Source organism: Acinetobacter sp. 797_lipA, assembly GCF_058243025.1.
In genome coordinates this window covers 2,801,657-2,822,846 of the sequence record NZ_JBZAYQ010000001.1, presented here as the reverse complement: position 1 = coordinate 2,822,846, position 21,190 = coordinate 2,801,657, and the positions used below count along the sequence as shown (strand labels likewise).

Genomic DNA, 21,190 nt, shown 5'->3' with positions numbered 1-21,190 from the left:
GCCCTATCTTAACCTGATTATAAAACCATGTACTAAACAAATTTTCCTGATCGTAGAGCTTCATCAACGTGCTTAAAAACTGATAGAATATGGGGTTTTATTAATTTTATAAATTGTTGCTTTGAGAGTTACTATGTCACTGGAAGCCCTGACCACTGAAGCGCTTGCTGCGATTGCAGCAGCAGAGGACCTTGCTACACTCGATCAAGTACGAGTGCAGTTTACGGGTAAGAAAAGCCAGCTCGCTGAGCAATCAAAAGCTTTAGGTAAAATGGACCCTGAAGAGCGTAAAAATTTTGGTGCGCAAATTCATGCAGTCCGCGAAGCGATTACCGGTGCTTTAACTGAACGCCAAACACAATTACAACAAGCGGCGTTGGCGCAAAAACTTGCAAGTGAAACGGTGGATATTACTTTACCGGGTCGTGGTCAAACGATTGGTAGTATTCACCCCGTTACTCAAGTACAAGAGCGTATTTGTCAGTTCTTTACCAAAGCGGGCTTTGTGATTGAAACTGGGCCAGAAGTTGAAGATGACTACCACAATTTTGAAGCTTTAAATATTCCAGGGCATCACCCTGCGCGTGCAATGCACGATACATTCTATTTCGATGCGACACATTTGTTACGTACCCATACTTCTGGTGTGCAGATTCGTACCATGGAAACCCAGCAACCCCCGATTCGTATTGTATGTCCAGGTCGTGTATACCGCTGTGACTCTGACCAAACGCATTCGCCAATGTTTCATCAAATTGAAGGTCTGTATGTCGCTGAAAATACCAGCTTTGCAGAACTGAAAGGTTTGTTGGTTAATCTATTAAACGAATTCTTTGAAAAAGACTTAAAAGTGCGTTTCCGTCCATCTTATTTCCCATTCACAGAGCCAAGTGCTGAGGTGGATATTATGGATGAGCGTGGTAAATGGTTAGAAGTGCTTGGTTGTGGCATGGTACATCCAAATGTCTTGCAGGCAGCAGGGATTGATCCTGAAAAATACAAAGGCTTTGCTTTCGGTCTAGGTGTGGAACGTTTTGCGATGCTTCGTTATGGCATCAATGACTTACGTATGTTCTACCAAAACGATGTGCGTTTCTTACGCCAATTTGCTTAAACAGATTTATACCTCTCCCAGCCTCTCCTTGAAGGAGAGGAGTTATTTGTGATGACTCGGGGTTCTCCTTCTTTTCCAAAAGAGGGAGTTAGAGGGGGATTCAAAAATTTAGATTTATAGGTTTTTAACAAAATGAAAATTAGCGAAAATTGGTTGCGTACATGGGTTAATCCAGCCGTTGATAGCAATACTTTATCTGATCAACTGACCATGTTGGGTTTAGAGGTCGATGATTTATCGCCTGCGGCAAAACCGTTCACTGGCGTGGTTGTTGGTGAAGTGTTGACGGTAGAGCAACATCCTGATGCAGACCGTTTACGTGTGACCACAGTGAATATTGGTTCAGGGGAACCTTTACAAATTGTTTGTGGTGCACCAAACGTACGGGTTGGTATGAAAGTCCCAGTGGCAACCATTGGTGCTGTGCTTCCAGGCGATTTCAAAATCAAGAAAGGCAAACTTCGTGGCATTGAATCACAAGGGATGTTGTGTGGTGCATCTGAAATTGATCTAGAAGACAAAATTGATGGCCTTTTAGAGCTGCCCGTTGATGCACCTGTCGGTGTGGATATTCGTGAATATTTAAATTTAGATGATCATGTCATTGATATCAGCATCACGCCAAACCGTGGTGACTGTTTCAGTATTCGTGGTATTGCCCGTGAAATTGGGGTAATTAACCAACTGACTGTGACTACACCTGAAATTAATGCCGTTGCTGCGACCATTGCCGATGAGAAAAAAGTGGTGGTGAGCACTGAAGGCTGCCCGCGCTATTTGGGTCGTGTGATTAAAAACGTGAATACCAAAGCCGCAACCCCAGAATGGATGGAACGTGCTTTGGTTCGCTCAGGGATTCGTCAGCATAGTATTTTGGTTGATATTACCAACTATGTACTGATGGAGTTGGGTCAACCGCTCCATGCTTTTGATGCAGCAAAAATTCAAGGTTCAGTCCAAGTTCGTCAAGCGAATACGGCGGAGAAATTGGTTCTACTGAATGAACAAGAAGTTGAGCTCAATGAAAAAGTCATGGTGATTGCGGATGATGAAAAAGCATTAGCGATTGCAGGCATCATGGGTGGCTTGTCTTCATCTGTTACCGATGAAACCCAAGACATTTTCTTAGAGTCTGCATTCTTTGCCCCATTAGCAATTGCAGGTCGTGCCCGTAGCTTTGGCTTACATACCGATGCATCACAGCGTTATGAGCGTGGCGTGGATTTTGAACTACCAATGCTGGCAATGCATCGTGCATCACAATTGATTGCTGATTTGGCGGGTGGTGAATTTGGTCCGATTACTGTTGCTGAACAAGCTGAAGTTTTGCCTAGGCGCGAAGCGATTGAGCTAGAACAAACACAAGTCGATCAACTGTTGGGTTATCGCGTAGATGCTGCATTTATTGCGGATGCATTAACCCGTTTAGGTTGTGCTGTGACGGTTAAAGCAGAAGGCCAGTGGTCTGTAGTGCCGCCTTCACACCGTTATGATATGGCGATCTACCAAGACCTGATTGAAGAAGTTGCGCGTATTCATGGTTATGACAATATTCAAATCAGTTTGCCAAAAATTGAAGCGAAATTGGCTCAATATCAAGACCAATTTGAAATAGCTCAGCTTCGTCAAACCCTCGTGACTTTGGGTTATCAAGAAGCGATTAGCTTTAGCTTTGCAGACTTAAAGCTTGAGAAGCAACTCAATGCGGCTGTGAATCCTTTGGCTTTGGCTAACCCAATTTCAAGCGATTTAGCGGTGATGCGTTCAACACTGCTCTCTAGTTTGATTCCTTGTGTGCAATACAACGTAAACCGCCAACAAAGTCGTGTACGTTTCTTTGAACTAGGCTTACGCTTTGACTATCAAGACGCTGAATCTATTCATGATTTGAAACAAATTCCTACCCTTGCAGTGATTGCAACAGGTGCAAAAACTTCAGAAACTTGGCATGCTAAACCTCAAGCTATGGATTTCTTTGATTTCAAAGGTGAAATTGAAGAAGTATTGGCAGCAGGTCGTGTGCAAGTAGACTATGTTCGTTCTGAGCGTAGCTGGTTGCATCCAGGACAGTCTGCTGAGGTTTTAGTCGATGGTCAATCTATTGGTTACTTTGGTCGATTACATCCATCTTTAGAAGATGCATTGGATTTGAGCACAACTTGGGTGGCTGAACTTGATCAATCGGCTGTTTTGCAAACTTATGTATCTAATTTTACAGAATTATCACGTTTTCCGTCGGTTAGACGTGATATTGCGCTTTTAATTAGTGATAAGATAAATGTAAGTGAAATTCAGCAACTTATCGAAAAAACAGGTGGTGAGCTTTTAGACTCGACTTGGTTATTCGATGTGTACACTGGGCAAGGTGTTGAAGACGGTAAGCGCTCATTGGCATTTGCACTTCTTTGGCAACACCCATCACGTACGCTTGAAGATGCTGAAATTAAATCCGGTATGGATCATATTTTACAAGTGTTGGAAAACACTTATCAGGCGACATTGAGGGCTTCATGACAGCATTAACAAAAGCGGAAATGGCTGACCATCTAAGTGAGCTCACGAGTTTAAACCGTCGTGAAGCTAAGCAAATGGTCGAGTTGTTCTTTGACGAGATTAGCCAAGCGCTAATCTCTGGTGAGCAAGTTAAACTTTCTGGTTTCGGTAACTTCGAGTTGCGTGATAAACGTCAACGTCCAGGTCGTAACCCGAAAACGGGTGAAGAAATTCCGATTTCTGCACGCCGTGTAGTAACCTTCCGCGCAGGGCAGAAATTCCGCCAGCGTGTGGGAAATGAGCAGATCGATTGATCTGCTTTTTTTTGCTTAGAATTTTTGGTGATTGTTTGGCTGATTCAATTCTTGCCAGATAATGGAATGTCGTTTTTTGATAAATTTTGAGCGTAAAAAAAGAGAGCCAAGGGCTCTCTTTTTTACTGACTAATCTAAAGGATTAGTGAGCAGCTTCAGAAGCGGCAGCTTCAACAGCTTCAACAGCTTCAGATGCAGCAACAGTAGCTTCAGAAGCAGCAGCAGCAGCGTCTACAGCAACTTCAGATGCAGCTTCAACAGCTTCAGATGCAGCAGCAACTTCAGATGCAGCTTCAGCAGCAGGAGCTTCTTCTTTCTTAGCACAGCCAACGAAAGCTAAAGTAGTAGCAACTGCAGCAGCAATAGCAATTTTTTTGAATAACATGGCATCACTCTCTAAAATATGAGATTAAAAAAAACCGACGTTAGTCTGTTGTGTGCTTTTATTGTTCCTAATTTTGCTAGGGACTAACAATGCAGGAGCAGCCTAACTGGTCTGCAAATATGCTATCACTGCGCATTTTGAATTGCTACTAGCTGGGATGAAAAAAGTGATAAAAAAGGTCTAAAAACAGGGCTTTTTTAACAGAAAATAACAATCAATGATGAGGTTTGTATTGGAGAAGTACTGAATAAACATTTAAAAAGATGAAGATTTTTTATTTCAAATTTTTGTTTATCAAAAACTTGCAAATAAGTTTACAGAGAATCGGATGAAATGTTGCTTTGTGTAAGCTAAGTCAACCAAATAAAAAGGCTGTCGTTAAGACAGCCTTTTTAGGTGAAGCAGGTCGGATTAGCTGGTCGCTTTACGCTTCATTTGATCAAAGAAATCATCGTTGGTTTTAGTTTCTTTCATGCGATCAAGTAGGAACTCCATTGCTGCAAGTTCATCTTGGGTATGAAGTAACTTACGTAAAATCCAAACTTTACGTAGATTGTCTTCAGACATTAAGCGCTCTTCGCGACGGGTGCCCGACTTTTTGATATTCATCGCAGGGAAGACACGTTTTTCCGCAATACGGCGATCCAGTGTAATTTCTTGGTTACCTGTACCCTTAAACTCTTCGTAGATCACTTCATCCATTTTACTGCCTGTTTCAATCAGAGCTGTAGAAATGATGGTTAGTGAGCCACCTTCTTCAATATTACGTGCTGCACCGAAGAAACGCTTAGGGCGTTCCAGCGCATGTGCATCCACACCACCAGTTAAAACCTTACCAGATGAAGGAACAACGGTGTTGTAAGCACGTGCTAAACGGGTAATTGAGTCGAGAAGGATGACAACATCTTTCTTGTGTTCAACCAAGCGCTTAGCTTTTTCAATTACCATTTCAGCTACTTGCACGTGACGAGCTGGAGATTCATCAAACGTTGATGCAATAACTTCACCACGAACAGTACGTTCCATTTCTGTCACTTCTTCAGGACGTTCATCAATCAGAAGAACGATGAGGAAGCATTCAGGGTTGTTACGCACGATCGACTGAGCGATATTTTGTAACAACATGGTTTTACCCGCTTTTGGCGGTGCTACGATAATTGAACGTTGGCCTTTACCGATAGGTGCAACCAAGTCAACCACACGTGCGGTTAAATCTTCTGTCGTCCCATTACCAAGTTCCATCACCAATTGCTCGGTTGGGAAAAGTGGTGTTAGGTTTTCAAACAAGATTTTATTGCGTGAGTTTTCAGGAGTGTCGTAGTTAATTTGGTTCACTTTTAACAGTGCAAAATAACGTTCGCCTTCTTTCGGTGGACGAATGGTTCCTGTAATGGTGTCGCCAGTCCGTAGATTGAAACGACGAATTTGCGATGGACTAACATAAATGTCGTCTGGACCTGCAAGGTAAGAACCCGCTGCAGTGCGTAAGAAGCCGAAGCCATCTGACAGAATTTCCAAAACGCCATCACCAAAGATCTCTTCGCCATTCATCGCATGGCGCTTTAAGATGGCAAAAATAATGTCTTGCTTACGATTACGGGCCATTCCTTCCAGGCCCATAAATTCGGCAATTTTGATGAGTTCGCCAATCGGTTTTTTCTTGAGTTCGGTTAAATTCATAGGAGGTCAGATAAGAATCAAAAATTCTAAAATACAGGATGAAAAGGAAGCAACATTTAGCCGCAGACATGCAATGAAGTAACGCAATTGTATTTGCACAATAACAATTCAGAGGACTGATTCATTGTTTAAAGAAAAATGTGTCAAAACAATTTGTATTGCCGAGCGGCGATCTTATGTGTTGTGTCTTTTAAGAAAATGGCAGGATTGAATAATCCTTTATCTCTTGATCATGCAATATAAGAGAGAAAGTTAGACTTGTCAATTTATAGCCGAAAAAAATACGCTGTTGTTTAAACAGCGTATTTCATTTTTTGATCTAAACAGATGCTTAAATGTTTTCTTCAATGAAAGCCGTTAGTTTCGATTTTGGTGCAGCGCCCACTTGTTGAGCGACAACTTCTCCATTTTTGAACATCAGTAATGCAGGAATGTTACGGATGTTATAGTTCACAGCCGTTGCTTCACAAGCAGTGACGTCAACTTTAACAATTTTCACTTTACCTTCGTATTCGTTCGCCAATACTTCTAATACAGGTGCAATGGCTTTACACGGTGCACACCAACCTGCCCAGAAGTCAACGAGCACAGGAACGTCTGATTGCAGTACATCAGCGTCGAAGTTTGTATCAGTTGTATTTACGATATTGCCAGACATGGATAACTCCAGTTTCAATTTTTGGATAGTTTTATGGCTAATAGTATGTCATAGCCTGCTATCACTGAGTAGATGGATTCCTAAATTTTCAACCTTTAGTTTGAGTTTGTCTAATTGATGCTCACGATGTTACTGATCGTGTAACACAATTGTCATATATGCTGAAATTTTAAAAGCTCGTCAATTTCTGACCATAAATGGCTTTTAAATTGCATGGAGGTGAATTAATCTAAGCACAATTCTGTATAGGTTTATATTAAATCATGTCTGATTTTTTAATTGATGAAGAGTTACTTGCTGCCATCGATATGGGGTCGAACAGCTTCCACTTAGCGATTGCACGAGTGGACCATGGCGAAGTGAAAAAAGTTGCGTCAATGTCAGAAAAAGTACAGTTAGCAGCGGGTTTAGATGAAAACAAAAACTTAACAGAAGCCGCACAGCAGCGTGGTTTGGCCTGTTTATCTCGCTTTGTCGGACGTTTAGGTTCGGTTCAGCCGAATCGTTTAAGAATTGTGGCGACCAATGCGCTACGCCAAGCCAAAAATGGACATGAATTTATTCAAAAAGCGGCAGAAATTTTGCCGAAGCACATCGAAATTATTGCAGGTCGTGAAGAGGCTCGTCTGATTTATTTAGGTGTATCTCATACCATGGTAAACAGTGGACGCCGTCTTGTGATTGATATTGGTGGGGGGTCGACAGAGCTGATTATTGGTGAAGAATTTGAGCCCATTCATACCGAATCTTTACAAATGGGCTGTGTAGCATTTACAAAAGCCTTCTTTGTCGACGGTGAAATTAACCAAAAAAGTTTTGATAAAGCTGTGGTAGCAGCGCGTAAGGAGCTGTCTGGTATTGCCAATACCTATAAAGAAGCGGGTTGGGATACGGTGGTCGGTTCGAGTGGAACCATTAAAGCGTGTCGTCAAATTACCGTGAATATGGGTTGGAGTAATGAAAAAGAAGAACTCACCCGTGACGGTTTAGATAAGCTCAAAGAAAAATTGCTCAAATATAAACATGTCGCTGAGATGGAATTTGATGGCCTAAAAGAAGACCGTCGAGCAGTTTTGCCAGCCGGAATCGCTATACTTTATGCCATTTTCGATGTACTTGAACTGGATAAACTGGTGTATTCAGATGGTGCCCTGCGTGAAGGGGTGATGTACGACTTGCTGGGACGTTTTCAACATGAAGATATTCGAGATCGTTCTGTACAAGCGTTAATGGGACGCTATAACGCTGATCCAAAACAAGCTGAACGGGTCGTGAATATGGCTCAGCATTTGTTTGATGGTGTGGCGGATTTACTGAAATTAACCACAGAAGACAGTGATTTACTGCGTCGTGCAGCTTATCTGCACGAAATTGGTTTAGCGATTAGTCATGCGGGCTACCATCGTCATGGCGCATATTTATTGCAACATTCTGACATTGCGGGCTTCTCACAAATTGATCAAAACCATCTGTCGCATTTGGTGGCCCATCACCGTCGTAAGCTGCGCAGTGACGCGCGTGTCGATGTGATGAAGGTTGGCGGCAACAAATTAGTCTATCTGTGTTTGTTACTTCGCCTCGCTGTTTTACTGAATCATAGTCGTAGCGATCAGATGCTTCCTGCCATTGAATTAACAGTAGGCAATGCGCAACAATGGCAACTGAGTGTTTCTGGTAATGCCGCGCAATGGCCTTTGCTGGTTGCAGACTTGCATGATGAGCAAGCGCAATTTAAGCATTGGGATGTTGAGCTGGATATCCAATCAGAACAATTTGTCGATGAATAAATTGGTCAATTAGGGATTTATGGTTGAGCTATGAAGAATAAAGCTGCGCAATCCAAAGCATGGACGACGGTTCAAATTGCACGTCATCCTGAGCGTCCGCAATTTTTAGATTATGTGAGTGAAATTTTTACCGAATTTGATGCTTTGCATGGTGATCGCTTATTTGGTGATGATGGTGCAATGATCGGTGGATTAGCTCGCTTTGATGGTCAGCCAGTCATGATTGTGGGTCAACACCGTGGTCGCAGTACGCGTGAAAAGTTACAACATAACTTTGGTATGAGTAACCCAGAAGGTTACCGTAAATCACAACGTTTACTCGATATGGCTGAACGTTTTAATCTACCCGTCTTTACCTTTATTGACACCATGGGTGCATATCCAGGTGTGGGTGCAGAAGAACGCGGTCAGGCTGAAGCAATTGCAACCTCTTTGGCACAACTTTCAAGCTTGAAAGTGCCTGTAATTGCAACTGTACTCGGTGAAGGCGGTTCAGGTGGCGCACTGGGCATTGGTGTGGCTGACCGTGTGGTGATGTTATCCCATAGTATTTATTCAGTCATTTCACCTGAAGGCTGTGCATCTATTTTATGGAAAACAGCTGAAAAAGCAGAACAAGCCAGCGAAGCTTTGGCCTTGACTGCGGAAAAACTACAGAAAATTGGTATTGTTGAATATGTGGTCGATGAAGGTGAGGGCGCTCATCTCAACCCAGAACAAGTCATGCATGCTTTAAAAACCGTTTTAAAAGATGCATTGGCTGAGTTGCAACCAATGGATGCGAATGAACGATGCGAAGCACGTTACCAACGTTTAATGAAGTTTGGCAGCGACAATTTAGGGCTAGTGTCTTAACTGAGTTTCAGGATACACCTGAACAGCCTCATTTTTTAATCGGATGTAGTGGTGGCATGGATTCCATGCTGCTGCTACATTTGATGTCTCATTTATTTCCCAAGCGCATTCGCGCCATCTATATTGATCATCAATTGCAGGATGTCAGCCCGCAGTGGGGTAGCTTTGTTCAAGAACAATGCTATGTCTTGGATGTCCCATGTGTGATTCAAGCGGTGGATGTTGATCTAGGCAATGTAGAAAGCCAAGCGCGTAGTGCACGTTATGCGGCCTTTCAGAAGCATCTTCTTACCAATGAAATTTTAGTTCTCGCCCATCATCAACAAGATCAAGCCGAAACCGTTTTACTCCGTTTACTCTCTGGTGCGGGAATTCATGGACTTGCCGCCATGCAGAGCATCGATATACGAGAACAATTTACAATTTGGCGTCCTCTATTGGCTTTGTCCAGACAGCAAATTGAGCTGTGGGCTGCTGAGATGCAGCTGAGAAATATTCAAGACCAAACCAACTTTGATACCAGTTATGATCGGGCATGGTGCCGAGCTGAATTGTGGCCAATTTTAGAACAACGCTTTCCGAAAATGCAGCAAGCTTTGGCACGCACCAGTTATTTGATGCAAGATGCCGAAACGATTTTGGCCGATGTGTTGGCGCAAGATTGGGCCAGTTGCGGGAATGCTGCGGTTTTAAATTTAACCCCATTTCGTCAGTTATCTGCACCGAGACAGCGACAGTTACTGTCCGCTTGGATGAAAGGTGAGGATTTGTATCGTCCAGCTTTTGATATGGTGCAACGCTTGTTTGATGAAGTGATTGAATCCAAAGTGGATGCCCAAGCCGCATTGCATTGGAACCAATATTATTATGTGCGTTATCAACAGCAACTCTTTCGTGTCAGTAAAGCAGAGTATTTGGCGGAAGAATGTCAGATTATTGAGTCAATTGAGCAGCGTTTTAGTTTAGATCAAGCTTATGCATTGGCTTCAGGGCAATATCGGATTGAAACACAAAAATATGGACTGTCTTCTGCACTATTGGAGCAGCCTTTACAGATAAAACCGCGCTTAGGTGGGGAAAAATTGCATTTGTATGGGCGTGTTGGGGCTTGGCCGTTGAAAAAAGCCATTCAGAGCGCACAAATTTTTCCGTGGCAACGTCATACAATACAAATATTAAGCATAGATAATGTTATGCTTGGTGTTTTTACGCCTAAAGGATTTTGGTTGGTCGAGTCGGCTTATTGTGAAGCGGGTGGATGGCAACCAAATTTAATCGCTTAGTTAAAAAATTCAGGATAGAGAAATAATCATGAGCGCAGTGTTGAATCGTAATATTTGTTTTATCGGCGGTGGTAACATGGCTCAAGCCCTCATTGGTGGCTTGATTTCACGTGGTTTACCTTCAACTCGCATTACGGTTTCTGATCCTGTTGAACAAGTTCGTCATTTATTGGCTGAAAAAGACTTGGTGGTGACTGAGGACAATGCATCTGCGATTCGTGAAGCCGATGTCGTGGTCTTAGCGGTTAAACCTCAAGTTTTAGCCGATGTTTTAAAACCATTAAACGGTTTATTTGACGGTAAGTTGATTATTTCGATTGTTGCGGGTGCTGAAATTGCAACGATTGCTGCATTAGCTGGCACTAATCGTATTGTTCGTGTGATGCCAAATACGCCTGCTTTAGTACAAACAGGTGCGCATGGTTTATATGCCACTGAGGCTGTAGATAAAGAAGACCGTGATTTGGCGAGCCAAGTACTTGCTGCGACAGGTTTGACTTTATGGGTAGGCGATGAAGCGCAAATTGATGCTGTGACTGCGGTGTCTGGTTCAGGTCCTGCGTATTTTTTCTATATGATGGAAAGCATGATCCGTGCAGGTAAAAACCTCGGTCTAGATGAAAAAGTAGCAACGGCGTTGACGTTGCAAACTGCATTGGGTGCGGCACAAATGGCAATCACGAGCTCAAATACACCAGCTGAATTGCGTAAAAATGTCACTTCACCGAATGGTACAACCCAAGCGGCACTTGAAGTGTTTGATCGTGCACAAATTTCACAAAATATCCAAGCTGCATTGGCTGCTGCTCAAAAGCGAAGTCAGGAACTTGCTCAAGAGCTGAGTGAAAGTAGCAAATAATCGTTTTATTTAGGAAAGTTCAAGTATGGGTGCAAACTCTGCGCTAATTTTTGGCATCATTATTAACGTTGCAATTTTACTGGTGTTCTTCCGCTTTCTCATGCAGTTGGCAGCGGTTAACTTTTATAACCCAGTGGTGATGTCGACCGTAAAAGCCACAAAAATTGTGGATATGTTTGGTCGTATTTTTCCAAATGTAGCGAAAGGCCGTGTTAACTTAGCGGCTTTAGTACTTTTGGTTTTATTGTACTTACTGAAAATTTTTGGCGTCATGTATCTCTCTGGAGCGATGCCGAATAGTCCTGTGCATTTGGTTATTTTAACTTTTGTGACCATGATTCAGGACTTGATTCGTTTCTGTCGTTACCTGATTTTTGCAACAATTATATTAAGTTGGGTGGTGATGTTTACGCAGTCACGTTCGCCTTATATCGAAGTAATTCAGGAGCTTGCTGAACCATTATTGGCACCGTTTCGCCGTTTGTTGCCCAATATGGGCATGATAGATCTTTCTCCAATCGTGGCGTTCTTAGCGCTGTATATTGCTGAAATGATTATGAATGAAGTGGCGATTGTTCTGCTCACTGGTTTATAAGATTGTAGCGAATAAAAAAAGGACTCGATTGCGAGTCCTTTTTTTGTGGTTGAAATTTTTAGGTGAAGACGTTGATATTTCTTCTAGGAGGTAAATGAGCTTCATACCAGCCTTCCTCCTAAGAGGAGAAAGGCGCAAATGTTTTAGTGGGCTTCATCCCAGTTTCGACCTTTGCCGACTTCAACCAACAATGGCACAGAAATTTGCAAAACAGATTGCATGACGTCTGCTAGTTTCGAAGCCAGTTCATCCGCAATACTTTCATCGACTTCAAAAACCAATTCATCGTGTACTTGAAGTAGCATTTTGGCTTGATTTTTAGGCAGCATTTGATCAACTGCAATCATCGCCATTTTAATAATGTCCGCAGCAGAACCTTGCAGCGGTGCATTAATTGCGGCACGTTCAGCCGCTTGTTTGATTATTTTATTGCTTGCCATAATATCGGGCGTATACAAGCGACGGCCTAAAATGGTTTCGACAAAACCTTGTTCACGTGCAATTTGACGGGTACGTTCCATATAGTCGAGCACGCCCGGATAACGTTGGAAGTATTTCGCAATATAGCCACGCGATTCTTCGCGGCTAAAACCGAGTTGACGGGTTAAGCCAAACTCAGACATGCCGTAGAGTAGACCGAAGTTGACGGCTTTGGCCTGACGACGTTGGTCTGACGTGACATCTTCAAGTGCAACACCTAAGACTTCAGCCGCTGTACGACGGTGTACATCTTGTCCATGATTAAAGGCATCGACCAAGGCTTCATCTTGTGAGAAATGCGCCATTAAACGCAGTTCAATTTGTGAATAATCGGCTGCCAATAATACGCGACCTTGTGGTGTAATAAAGGCTTTACGAATTTGACGCCCAATTTCCTCACGCACAGGAATGTTCTGTAAGTTGGGGTCGGTCGAAGACAGACGACCAGTTGCGGTCAGTGCTTGGTGGTAACTGGTATGCACACGATGGGTATCACTGTTGGCTTGTTTTAATAAGCCATCGGTATAGGTGCTTTTTAGTTTGGATAAACCGCGATAGTCCAAAATTAGCTCGGTAATTGGGTGGTCAATCTTTTCTAAAACACTTTCAGAGGTACTGTACTGACCTGTTGCGGTTTTTTTGCCGCCCTTGAGTCCGAGTTTATCAAACAGAATTTCACCGACTTGCTTCGGCGAGCTGACATTGAAACTTTGTCCTGCCAGTTCGGTAATTTGGCTTTCAAGGTTGGCCATGGTATTGGCAAACTCAACACCAAGTTGGTCAAGGAAGCCTAGATCCAATTCAATGCCATTTTCTTCCATGATGGTCAGGACACGGGCAACTGGCATTTCGACATTGTGCAAGATATTGACCAGTTCGGGATGCTTTTGTAGTTTGGCATCGAGCACTTCAAACAGTCGATAGGTCACATGGGCATCTTCAGCTGCATAGTGCGCGGCGGTTTCGATCTCAATTTGGTTAAAGGTTTTTTGTTTTGCGCCTTTACCTGCCACCTGTTCAAAGGTCGTGGTTAAGTGGCTGAGGTAGAGACGCGAAACGTCGTCCATCCCGTGACGAGTCGCCACAGCATTGAGTACATAAGATGCCAACATGGTATCGAAATACCAGCCTTTTAGTTCAATGCCATGATTTTCTAAGACATGCGCATCATATTTCAAATGATGACCGATTTTCTGAACCGATTCATCTTCTAAAATAGGTTTAATTTGCGCCAAGATCTGTTCACGATCTAGCTGCGCAGGTGCATTTTCATAATCATGCGCAAGTGGAACGTAATACGCATCTTGCGCATCGAACGCGACCGAGAAACCAACAATTTGTGCTACGCGATAGTCTAAACTGGTGGTTTCGGTATCAAAGGCAAAACGTTTTTCTGTACTTAAACGTTTGAATAATTGAGTCCACTGTTCTGCACTGAGCACAGTATGGTAATTCGCTTGCCCCAGTTGGTCATCGACGCTGCTTTGAACGGCCTGATCTTCTGTATTGATGACGGTTTCAGATTGTGCTGATTTGGCAATGTGTTGCGTCGCTTGTTTGTAGGTTGCACTATTGGGATTGTTTGGATGATCGAGCGATTGTAACTGCTGGCGGAATTCCAGTTCGGTATACAGTGAACGTAAGGCTTCAGTATTTGGATCTTGGAGTTTAAGATCGTCAAAGGTCAGTCCTGTCTCTAAGTCACAGACAATACTTGCCAGTTGATGATCAAGCGCAATGCCATCAGCATGTTCTTTGATGTTTTGACCGACTTTGCCTTTAATTTTATCGACATTTTCTAAGATGCCACCAATCGAGCCATATTCTGTTAACAGTTTTGCTGCGGTTTTAGCCCCGACACCCGGAACGCCCATAATGCCGTCAGAGGCATCGCCCATTAAGGTCAGATAATCAATAATTTGGTTTGGCCACACCCCAAACTTTTCAAACACGCCATTCACATCCATCGGCTTGTCTTTAAAGCTGTCTTCTAAGGTGACTTTATCGGTCACCAACTGTGCCATGTCTTTATCGCCTGTGGAAATCAGCACTTGCTGTCCCGCGGCTTCCGCACGTTTGGCTAAAGTCCCGATGATGTCATCTGCTTCTGCACCTGGGAGCATGTATAAGGGGATACCCAAAGCACGAATTAAGGCATGCAAGTATGGAATTTGTTCTGATAATTCCTCAGGCATACTTGGGCGGTCACCTTTATAAATTGGCGATAGCACATGACGAAAAGTTGGTTCTGGCGTATCAAAAATGACTGCCATATGTGTTGGCTGGGTACGACGCATCAGTTTTTGGATGGCAGAAATTGCCCCACGAATTGCATTGGTATGTAAGCCAGTTGACGTGGTGAGCGGTGGCAAAGCATGAAAAGCACGAAATAAAAAGTATGAGCCATCGACCAAGACAAATGGTGGCATTGCAAGATTCCTTATCCAAATAACCCGTTTATTGTACGTGATTTTGACGCAGAACAAAGTGTATTGATGTACCGATTGGCATAGATGGTTACGGTTATGCGCTTAAAGATGCACTACAAGCTGATGTATTATTTGAAGATGAGAAAAAGAGATTGAGAACGGATGCAAACTGGACAGCGTGAAATTCGCATGATGTGGTTGATGGGGCTCACGATTGTTGCTATTGCAGCATGGTTTCTGGCTGTACCGCTGTTGAGTGCATTGTGTGGAATTGCTTTGATCATGAGTGTTATGCACTATGTCGATAGCATTGAAAACCCCAGTGCGAGGTTGGCGGAACAACGGGGCATTGCTTTTCAGCCAACGTCAAAAGTGCCGCTTTACCTTGCTGCTTTCGTCATTTTGATCGGTATGGTGGGACAATGGGGCGGACTCATTGGATTGGGGATCAGTGGCTGGTTGTTCTTTTTCTTTCGATGGTTGCGTCATCTAGAATATCTATTGTTATCCGTGCAAGCACAGCCATATCAGGTGATATCTGACCGATTCACAGAATCTGAAAATTCTCCCTCTTTACCCACTACTCTAAACAACACAGATGATTTAAGTCTCAGTGAGCAAGTGAAACGCTGGCTTTGGCAGGGCAATCCTGTCTTAAAAGTTGCGATTGTGATACTGCTGATTGGGCTTATTTTATTATTACGCTTTGCCACCGAACATTGGCAGTTGAGTCTTGCTGTTAAACTGAGTCTCGTTGCTGCGGTAAGTCTGGGCGTTGTGGTCTTTGGTTATGCGCTCCTACAAAAGAACCGTAGTTTTGCTTTGGCTTTGGAAGCACTTGGACTGTCAGGTTTATTTTTGACTTTATTTTTTGCTTACTACAACGGTGTGATTGCAAGTTTAGTGATTGCAAGCCTGTGCTTTGTGGTGGTGATGGCGCTTACACTTTGGCTCAGTTTAAAACAGCAGTCGATTGAGCTGGCGTTGATGGCACTGATCATTGCTTATTTGGCACCTTTTACTTTGCCTATACGGAATGCCACTGCGATAGAACTGGTGGCCTACTATTTGGTCATCAATATTGCGGTTGCTGTTTTAAGCACGTTCAGGCCGTGGAAAGTCCTTAACCAAATTGCTTTTTTAATGACGGTGGTCGTAGGCGGAGCTTATGCCTTTTATCAGGGTAAAGCGTCTGAGCGAGACATGCTGGCCGTGTTGGTTTTGGCACATAGTGCGGTCTTTATTTGGTTGAGTTTTCGTTATAGCCAACTGTTGGCACGCGAGGATTTAACTCAGTTTAAGTTGAAACCGATCTTGGATGTGGCTTTGATTTTTGCTGCACCCATTATTGCTTTTGCTTTTTTGTATGTGATGTATTTTGAGGAAACGACTTGGCAGGCAGGCTTTAGTCTCGGCTTTGCAGCGCTCTATGCCATGCTTTATCAGCTGCTAAAAAGAGCCCATAGCGTTGAGCTGATTGCGCAAAGTTATCTCAGTTTGACTTTGGTCTTCTTGGCGCTGATTCCCCCTATTTTACTGCCTGATCAATGGGGTGTGGTGGGGTGGAGTGTTGAGGGTGCACTGATCTTTATGTATGCCTTATATCGAAATTCCGCCTTGAATCGTTATTTGGCGATGGGTTTATTGGCCGTGGCTGGGCTCTCAAGTCTGTACTATGTGGTGGAGCTCAATCGTTTTCCAACGGAAGTCTATTGGGCGCTATGTCTGAGTTATTTTGCTGTGGTTGCCGTTGCCAACAGTGTAGAGCGCTTTAGACAACAGTTGTCTTTTGCCACCATTGCCTTTTTTTGCTTACAACTGCTTTCAGCAACCAGCATGTTGTTTATTTTACTTTTGGATGAAATCCACAGTAAAAGTCAGGTGACGATGGCGCTGCTGATCATCGTACTTTTATATACAGTGCTGAATGAATGGTTGCTCTACCGTAAAGCCAGTTGGTCATGGCTATTACCCAAATGGATTGGCCTGATTCCGTTGTATGCAGTTGCCTTTATTTTCTTGGTGGGCTTGAGCCATGATGGCATCATTATGTGGTCGACTGGTTTAGACCGGCTATTGTTTGCTTTAACGAGTGGATTACTCACGTTGCTGTGGCTCCGCCCGTTACAGGGCGTAGAGGATGAGCAGGAGTGGGTGAGTTTGGGTGCTTTACTGAGTTTAGCGCTGACCAGCTTAACCCTCATTCCAAGTATGCCGTATTTAAGCATGGTCATTTTGCCGCTGGCCTTTGCTGCATGGTGCTACACACAATCGACTCAAACGCGATGGAGACAGTTTTGGCAAGCACGCAATACCTTAGTGCTCATGTTGTTTTGGATCGTGTGTTCTCAGATCTTTAGCCAACAAGCTTTTGCAGGGTACTGGCTACCCATTTTCAACCCATTTGACTTGGTTAGTATTGCAATGCTGATTGGTTTCATTTGGATGCTGAATTTGCAAATGAAAGAGGGCTTGGAGAAAAGTCTGGGTGCCATTTTGATGATGTCGAGCCTACTTTGGCTCAGTAGTTATGTGGTGCTACGTGCGCTGCATGTCTATTTCCTAACACCCTATAATGACTGGAAAATGTGGGAAAATGCTTTGGTGCAACTCAGCTTTACTTTGCTTTGGGTTAGTTTGGCTTTCATTTGCATGCTGACGGCAACCAAACGCAACCTGCGTTCATTGTGGATTTTTGGCGGCTGTATTTTAGTTCTGGTGACGCTGAAATTGGTATTGTTTGACTTATCTCACATTGGGACACTCACCCGCGTGATTTCATTTTTAGGTGCAGGTTTGGTGATGTTGGTGATTGCGTATATTGCACCGATGCCTGAACTTGAGGAAAAGACCAATTAAACAAATTCAGCTCCTTATGTCTGCAGGGATCATAAGGAGCTGAGGCTATTTATTTGATATTCGGTTCTCGTTTCAAGGCTTGCGCATTGGCATATTGATCAATTTCTTCATTGGATAATGGACGCGAAAGCGGATGATCGACAAAACCCATTTTCGGCACAGGAATTTCGATTTGGTTATCTAAGAAACCATTACGAATACGTTCCTGCATTTCATCACGCACTTGCAAAAAGTGTTCTTGCTGACACCACACGGCAAACAGTAACTCAATCGAAGACTCACGAAAGGCGGTGACGGTGACGGCAGGTTTAGGGTCTGCAAGCACCAAAGGATATTTATTAGCCACATCAATCAGCACTTCACGTACTTTAATGATGTTCTCATGAAAGTTAATCGCTAGGGTGATGGGAATACGCCGTATTGGAAACTTAGAGAGGTTGTGAACAGGCGCTCGAATCAGTTGTTCATTCGGCAGTCGTACATAAATGTTGTCCTGAGTGAGTAGCTTAACCGAGAGGAGGTCAATTGAAATGACTTCACCTTCAATGGTATTGCCACGAATAAGGGTGATTGAAATGGTGTCGCCAATTTCAAAAGAACCTTCACCAATTAGGAACAATCCACTGATTAAGTTGGATGCAGAGGTTTGTGAGGCAAAACCCAAAGCAACCGTCAAAATACCTGCTGCGCCTAAAAACACACTCAGTTTAAAACCAGCCTCTTTGAGGCTGGCCATCACAAAAATTAGGAAAATAAAGTAAAAAATACCGCGTCGCCAGACCAGCCGTTGGTGGGCGTTAAACTTGGTGCCAATGGTTCGGATAAAGGTATTTGAAACCAGACGTGCCAAGAGAAAACCAACAAAACACAGCACTAAGGCAATTAAGATTTCCGTTAATCGTTCTGTATTGATGTTGGTAAAAATGCCTTTTAGGCTACTGGTAATTTCTTGGGGAATATTTGAGTTTGGCATCTGTCCCCCTTAGAAGAATGAATCAAACATATTAAATAATGCGCTCGCCGAAGAGCGAGGTGGATGTACATAAATCACTTTGCCTGCATGCGGAGGCGTACGGTTCTCGATACGGATTCGCGGTGGCCGATCGGCGCCTTCATGTAAGACTTTAATTTGCGATGTCCAAAGTCGATCCGTACTTTCACTATAAAATAAAGGCAGGGCTGAAACAGGTACGTTCATGCGGTCAAAACGCAGTTGTAAATGGCTGGTGTTGTGGAACTCAATGGGCGTCACTGCACGAAATGCACGTGGTTTGAGTTGATGCAATTCAGTTCGACCATCGACAGCCGTAGCGTAGGCAATTTCACCTGTACGGTGGTTTGGCCCAAACCAAGTTTCTTTGGGTAAAATCACAGGAATATCAAATAGGGGATCGCGCTGACCTTGAATAAAACCCGAAATCCATAATGGAGTGCTGATATACAGCGTCCCGCGCTGACCCGCTGGAATATAAATCGGATCGACAGGTTTAATCACCACTGAACGATCGGCCAAACGTGGCATCAGCTGAATCGTATGATGGGTGTTTTTAAACATGTAACGTTTAATTTCAACGGGTTGTGGAAAGGCGAAATGTGGGTCCTCTATCGCATGCCATTTTTGCTCATAGTCATATTGAACTTGAGGACGATGAAACTCTAAACGCCATTCTTGTAGACCGCGGGTGAGGCGAAAAAGTAATGAGCCGAACTGCCACGCACGAGCTTGATTCAACTCAAAGTTGTATTCCCCCCACCATTTTAAATTGGGGCTATCCGATTCAAACAGTTCATTCATATTAGGCAACAGCACATTTCCTTATATTGCAAATCAGTGAAAAACAGACTTCACGCTGTCATATGCTTAGAGTACACTCAAAATAATATTTTTCATCATTATTATAATTTTAAGATGCAAGTGCTTAAACAATTACAAATTCCCTATAGTTTTGCGAAGCGTCATGGCGTGCTGTTGCGTTACGAAGGCGATCAAGCCTTTATTGTGCGCCGTGAAAGTACGCCGTTGTTGGCTTTGCAAGAGGCACGTCGTTTTTTAGGTGTGGCAGCACAACATCAACTGTGTAGTGATGAAGAATTTCACCAGCTTTTAAGCAGTAGCTATGCAGGGGACAGTGGTGAATCACAACAAGTGGCCGCAGGTTTAGAAGATCATCCCGATTTACTTAGTTTAGCCGACCAAGTGCCTGAAGCTGAAGATCTGATGGATCAAGAAGATGATGCTCCAATTGTTCGTTTGATTAATGCGTTATTGTCTGAAGCCATTCGTGTTGGCGCATCTGATATTCATATTGAAGCCTTTGAAAAGAAACTATCGGTGCGTTTACGTGTCGATGGGCAATTACGTGAAATTGTGCAACCACGCCGTGAACTAGCACCGCTGTTGGTGTCTCGTATTAAAGTCATGGCAAAACTGGATATTGCGGAAAAACGGATTCCGCAAGATGGGCGTATTTCACTGCGTTTAGCTGGGCGTGAAGTCGATGTGCGTGTTTCGACTTTACCCTCATCACATGGCGAACGTGTGGTGATGCGTTTATTAGATAAACAAGCCGGTCGTTTGAACATGACTCATTTGGGCTTATTGAAACCTGACTATGAACGCTTGACTCAATTGGTGCATCGTCCACACGGGATTATTTTGGTCACAGGGCCGACAGGTTCGGGTAAAACTACAACGCTTTATGCGGCACTTTCGGACCTCAATGATGGTTCGAAAAATATTTTGACCGCAGAAGACCCGATTGAATATCAATTGGAAGGGATTGGACAGACGCAAGTCAACACCAAAGTCGATATGACTTTTGCGAGAGCCTTAAAAGCCATGCTGCGTCAAGACCCAGATGTAGTCATGGTGGGTGAAATCCGTGACTTGGAAACGGCTGAAATTGCGGTACAAGCATCGCTCACAGGGCATTTGGTTTTATCTACACTGCATACCAATACGGCCATTGGTGCGGTGACCCGCTTAAAAGATATGGGCATTGAGCCATTTTTGCTGTCGAGTTCTTTGATTGGTGTCATTGCACAGCGTTTAGTGCGAACCTTATGTAGTCACTGTGTGACATGGCATGAAGCCGATACTTTTGAAACACAACTGTTTCAGCATTTGAATCCAAAAGCAGAACTTCAGTTACCTCAACCGAATGGCTGTGAACGTTGTTCACATACGGGTTTTATGGGGCGGACGGCGATTTATGAAATTGTCGCTGTGGACGATCAGATGCGCCGTTTAGTTCATGGCAATGCCGCTGAATATGACTTAGAAAGTTATGCACGACAAAACTCTGGCTCTATTCGTGATGATGGTTTACGTAAAGTGTTGGCAGGGAAAACCACACTGGAAGAAGTATTGCGTGTGACCAATGAAGCGGCAGAGTAATG

At 43.5% G+C, this 21,190-nt stretch carries 16 protein-coding genes; 10 read left to right on the top strand and 6 right to left on the bottom strand.

Translation table 11 applies throughout. From position 1 onward, the window contains the following. The first annotated feature begins 133 nt into the window (after positions 1 to 133). The 3 genes from pheS (at position 134) to AC4CU2_RS14040 (ending at position 3,921) form a co-directional block, all read left to right on the top strand. The gene (gene pheS, locus AC4CU2_RS14050) at positions 134 to 1,114 is read left to right on the top strand and encodes a phenylalanine--tRNA ligase subunit alpha (RefSeq protein ID WP_004979194.1); all 981 of its coding nucleotides are present in this window, start codon (positions 134 to 136) and stop codon (positions 1,112 to 1,114) included. Between the two features lie 132 nt (positions 1,115 to 1,246). Beyond that, the gene (pheT, locus tag AC4CU2_RS14045) at positions 1,247 to 3,628 is read left to right on the top strand and encodes a phenylalanine--tRNA ligase subunit beta (RefSeq protein ID WP_279044202.1); all 2,382 of its coding nucleotides are present in this window, start codon (positions 1,247 to 1,249) and stop codon (positions 3,626 to 3,628) included. Beyond that, positions 3,625 to 3,921 (top strand): integration host factor subunit alpha, encoded by a 297-nt coding sequence (locus AC4CU2_RS14040; RefSeq protein WP_004649746.1) that lies wholly within the window; start codon positions 3,625 to 3,627, stop codon positions 3,919 to 3,921. Before pheT ends, AC4CU2_RS14040 begins: the two co-directional genes overlap by 4 nt. Positions 3,922 to 4,063: 142 nt before the next feature. Here the strand turns inward: AC4CU2_RS14040 and AC4CU2_RS14035 are convergent, their stop codons facing one another. From AC4CU2_RS14035 to trxA, 3 genes are all read right to left on the bottom strand, one after another. Continuing rightward, positions 4,064 to 4,306, bottom strand: a complete 243-nt coding sequence (locus AC4CU2_RS14035; RefSeq protein ID WP_004692268.1) for a hypothetical protein — start codon at positions 4,304 to 4,306, stop codon at positions 4,064 to 4,066. 411 nt (positions 4,307 to 4,717) lie between these two features. After that, the gene (gene rho, locus AC4CU2_RS14030; protein ID WP_078388710.1) at positions 4,718 to 5,986 is read right to left on the bottom strand and encodes a transcription termination factor Rho; all 1,269 of its coding nucleotides are present in this window, start codon (positions 5,984 to 5,986) and stop codon (positions 4,718 to 4,720) included. Between the two features lie 331 nt (positions 5,987 to 6,317). Next, positions 6,318 to 6,644, bottom strand: a complete 327-nt coding sequence (trxA, locus tag AC4CU2_RS14025; RefSeq protein WP_078388709.1) for a thioredoxin — start codon at positions 6,642 to 6,644, stop codon at positions 6,318 to 6,320. Between the two features lie 263 nt (positions 6,645 to 6,907). Between trxA and ppx the strand changes: the two genes are divergently transcribed. Genes ppx through AC4CU2_RS14000 form a run of 5 tightly spaced genes read left to right on the top strand, consistent with a single transcriptional unit; the run spans position 6,908 to position 12,023 of the window. Next, positions 6,908 to 8,431 (top strand): exopolyphosphatase, encoded by a 1,524-nt coding sequence (ppx, locus tag AC4CU2_RS14020; RefSeq protein ID WP_201706083.1) that lies wholly within the window; start codon positions 6,908 to 6,910, stop codon positions 8,429 to 8,431. A 30-nt stretch (positions 8,432 to 8,461) separates the two neighbouring features. Beyond that, positions 8,462 to 9,286 carry an acetyl-CoA carboxylase carboxyltransferase subunit alpha gene (locus AC4CU2_RS14015; RefSeq protein WP_078388708.1) on the top strand — a complete coding sequence of 275 codons (825 nt, stop codon included), beginning with the start codon at positions 8,462 to 8,464 and terminating at the stop codon, positions 9,284 to 9,286. Then, positions 9,223 to 10,569 carry a tRNA lysidine(34) synthetase TilS gene (gene tilS, locus AC4CU2_RS14010; protein ID WP_279044205.1) on the top strand — a complete coding sequence of 449 codons (1,347 nt, stop codon included), beginning with the start codon at positions 9,223 to 9,225 and terminating at the stop codon, positions 10,567 to 10,569. The genes AC4CU2_RS14015 and tilS overlap by 64 nt, the downstream gene beginning before the upstream one ends. Before the next feature lie 28 nt (positions 10,570 to 10,597). Continuing rightward, positions 10,598 to 11,428 carry a pyrroline-5-carboxylate reductase gene (gene proC / locus AC4CU2_RS14005; protein ID WP_078426677.1) on the top strand — a complete coding sequence of 277 codons (831 nt, stop codon included), beginning with the start codon at positions 10,598 to 10,600 and terminating at the stop codon, positions 11,426 to 11,428. Between the two features lie 25 nt (positions 11,429 to 11,453). Next, positions 11,454 to 12,023, top strand: a complete 570-nt coding sequence (locus AC4CU2_RS14000) for a YggT family protein (protein ID WP_004979206.1) — start codon at positions 11,454 to 11,456, stop codon at positions 12,021 to 12,023. A gap of 143 nt (positions 12,024 to 12,166) precedes the next feature. Here the strand turns inward: AC4CU2_RS14000 and polA are convergent, their stop codons facing one another. Next, positions 12,167 to 14,932 (bottom strand): DNA polymerase I, encoded by a 2,766-nt coding sequence (polA, locus tag AC4CU2_RS13995; protein WP_279044207.1) that lies wholly within the window; start codon positions 14,930 to 14,932, stop codon positions 12,167 to 12,169. A 162-nt stretch (positions 14,933 to 15,094) separates the two neighbouring features. On the opposite strand from polA, the gene AC4CU2_RS13990 reads away from it, so the two are divergent. Further along, positions 15,095 to 17,791, top strand: coding sequence for a DUF2339 domain-containing protein (locus tag AC4CU2_RS13990; RefSeq protein WP_490768970.1), 2,697 nt, complete (start codon positions 15,095 to 15,097; stop codon positions 17,789 to 17,791). Between the two features lie 49 nt (positions 17,792 to 17,840). Here the strand turns inward: AC4CU2_RS13990 and AC4CU2_RS13985 are convergent, their stop codons facing one another. Together AC4CU2_RS13985 and AC4CU2_RS13980 are read right to left on the bottom strand one after the other, a co-directional pair. Beyond that, positions 17,841 to 18,764: a mechanosensitive ion channel family protein gene (locus tag AC4CU2_RS13985; RefSeq protein WP_004692251.1), complete on the bottom strand. Its 924-nt coding sequence runs from the start codon at positions 18,762 to 18,764 to the stop codon at positions 17,841 to 17,843. A gap of 9 nt (positions 18,765 to 18,773) precedes the next feature. Continuing rightward, a complete protein-coding gene (locus AC4CU2_RS13980; protein ID WP_078388703.1) occupies positions 18,774 to 19,586 on the bottom strand; it encodes a DUF432 domain-containing protein in 813 nt (270 codons plus the stop codon). Between the two features lie 114 nt (positions 19,587 to 19,700). On the opposite strand from AC4CU2_RS13980, the gene gspE reads away from it, so the two are divergent. Next, positions 19,701 to 21,188 (top strand): type II secretion system ATPase GspE, encoded by a 1,488-nt coding sequence (gene gspE / locus AC4CU2_RS13975; RefSeq protein WP_005400733.1) that lies wholly within the window; start codon positions 19,701 to 19,703, stop codon positions 21,186 to 21,188. Positions 21,189 to 21,190: the final 2 nt, after the last annotated feature.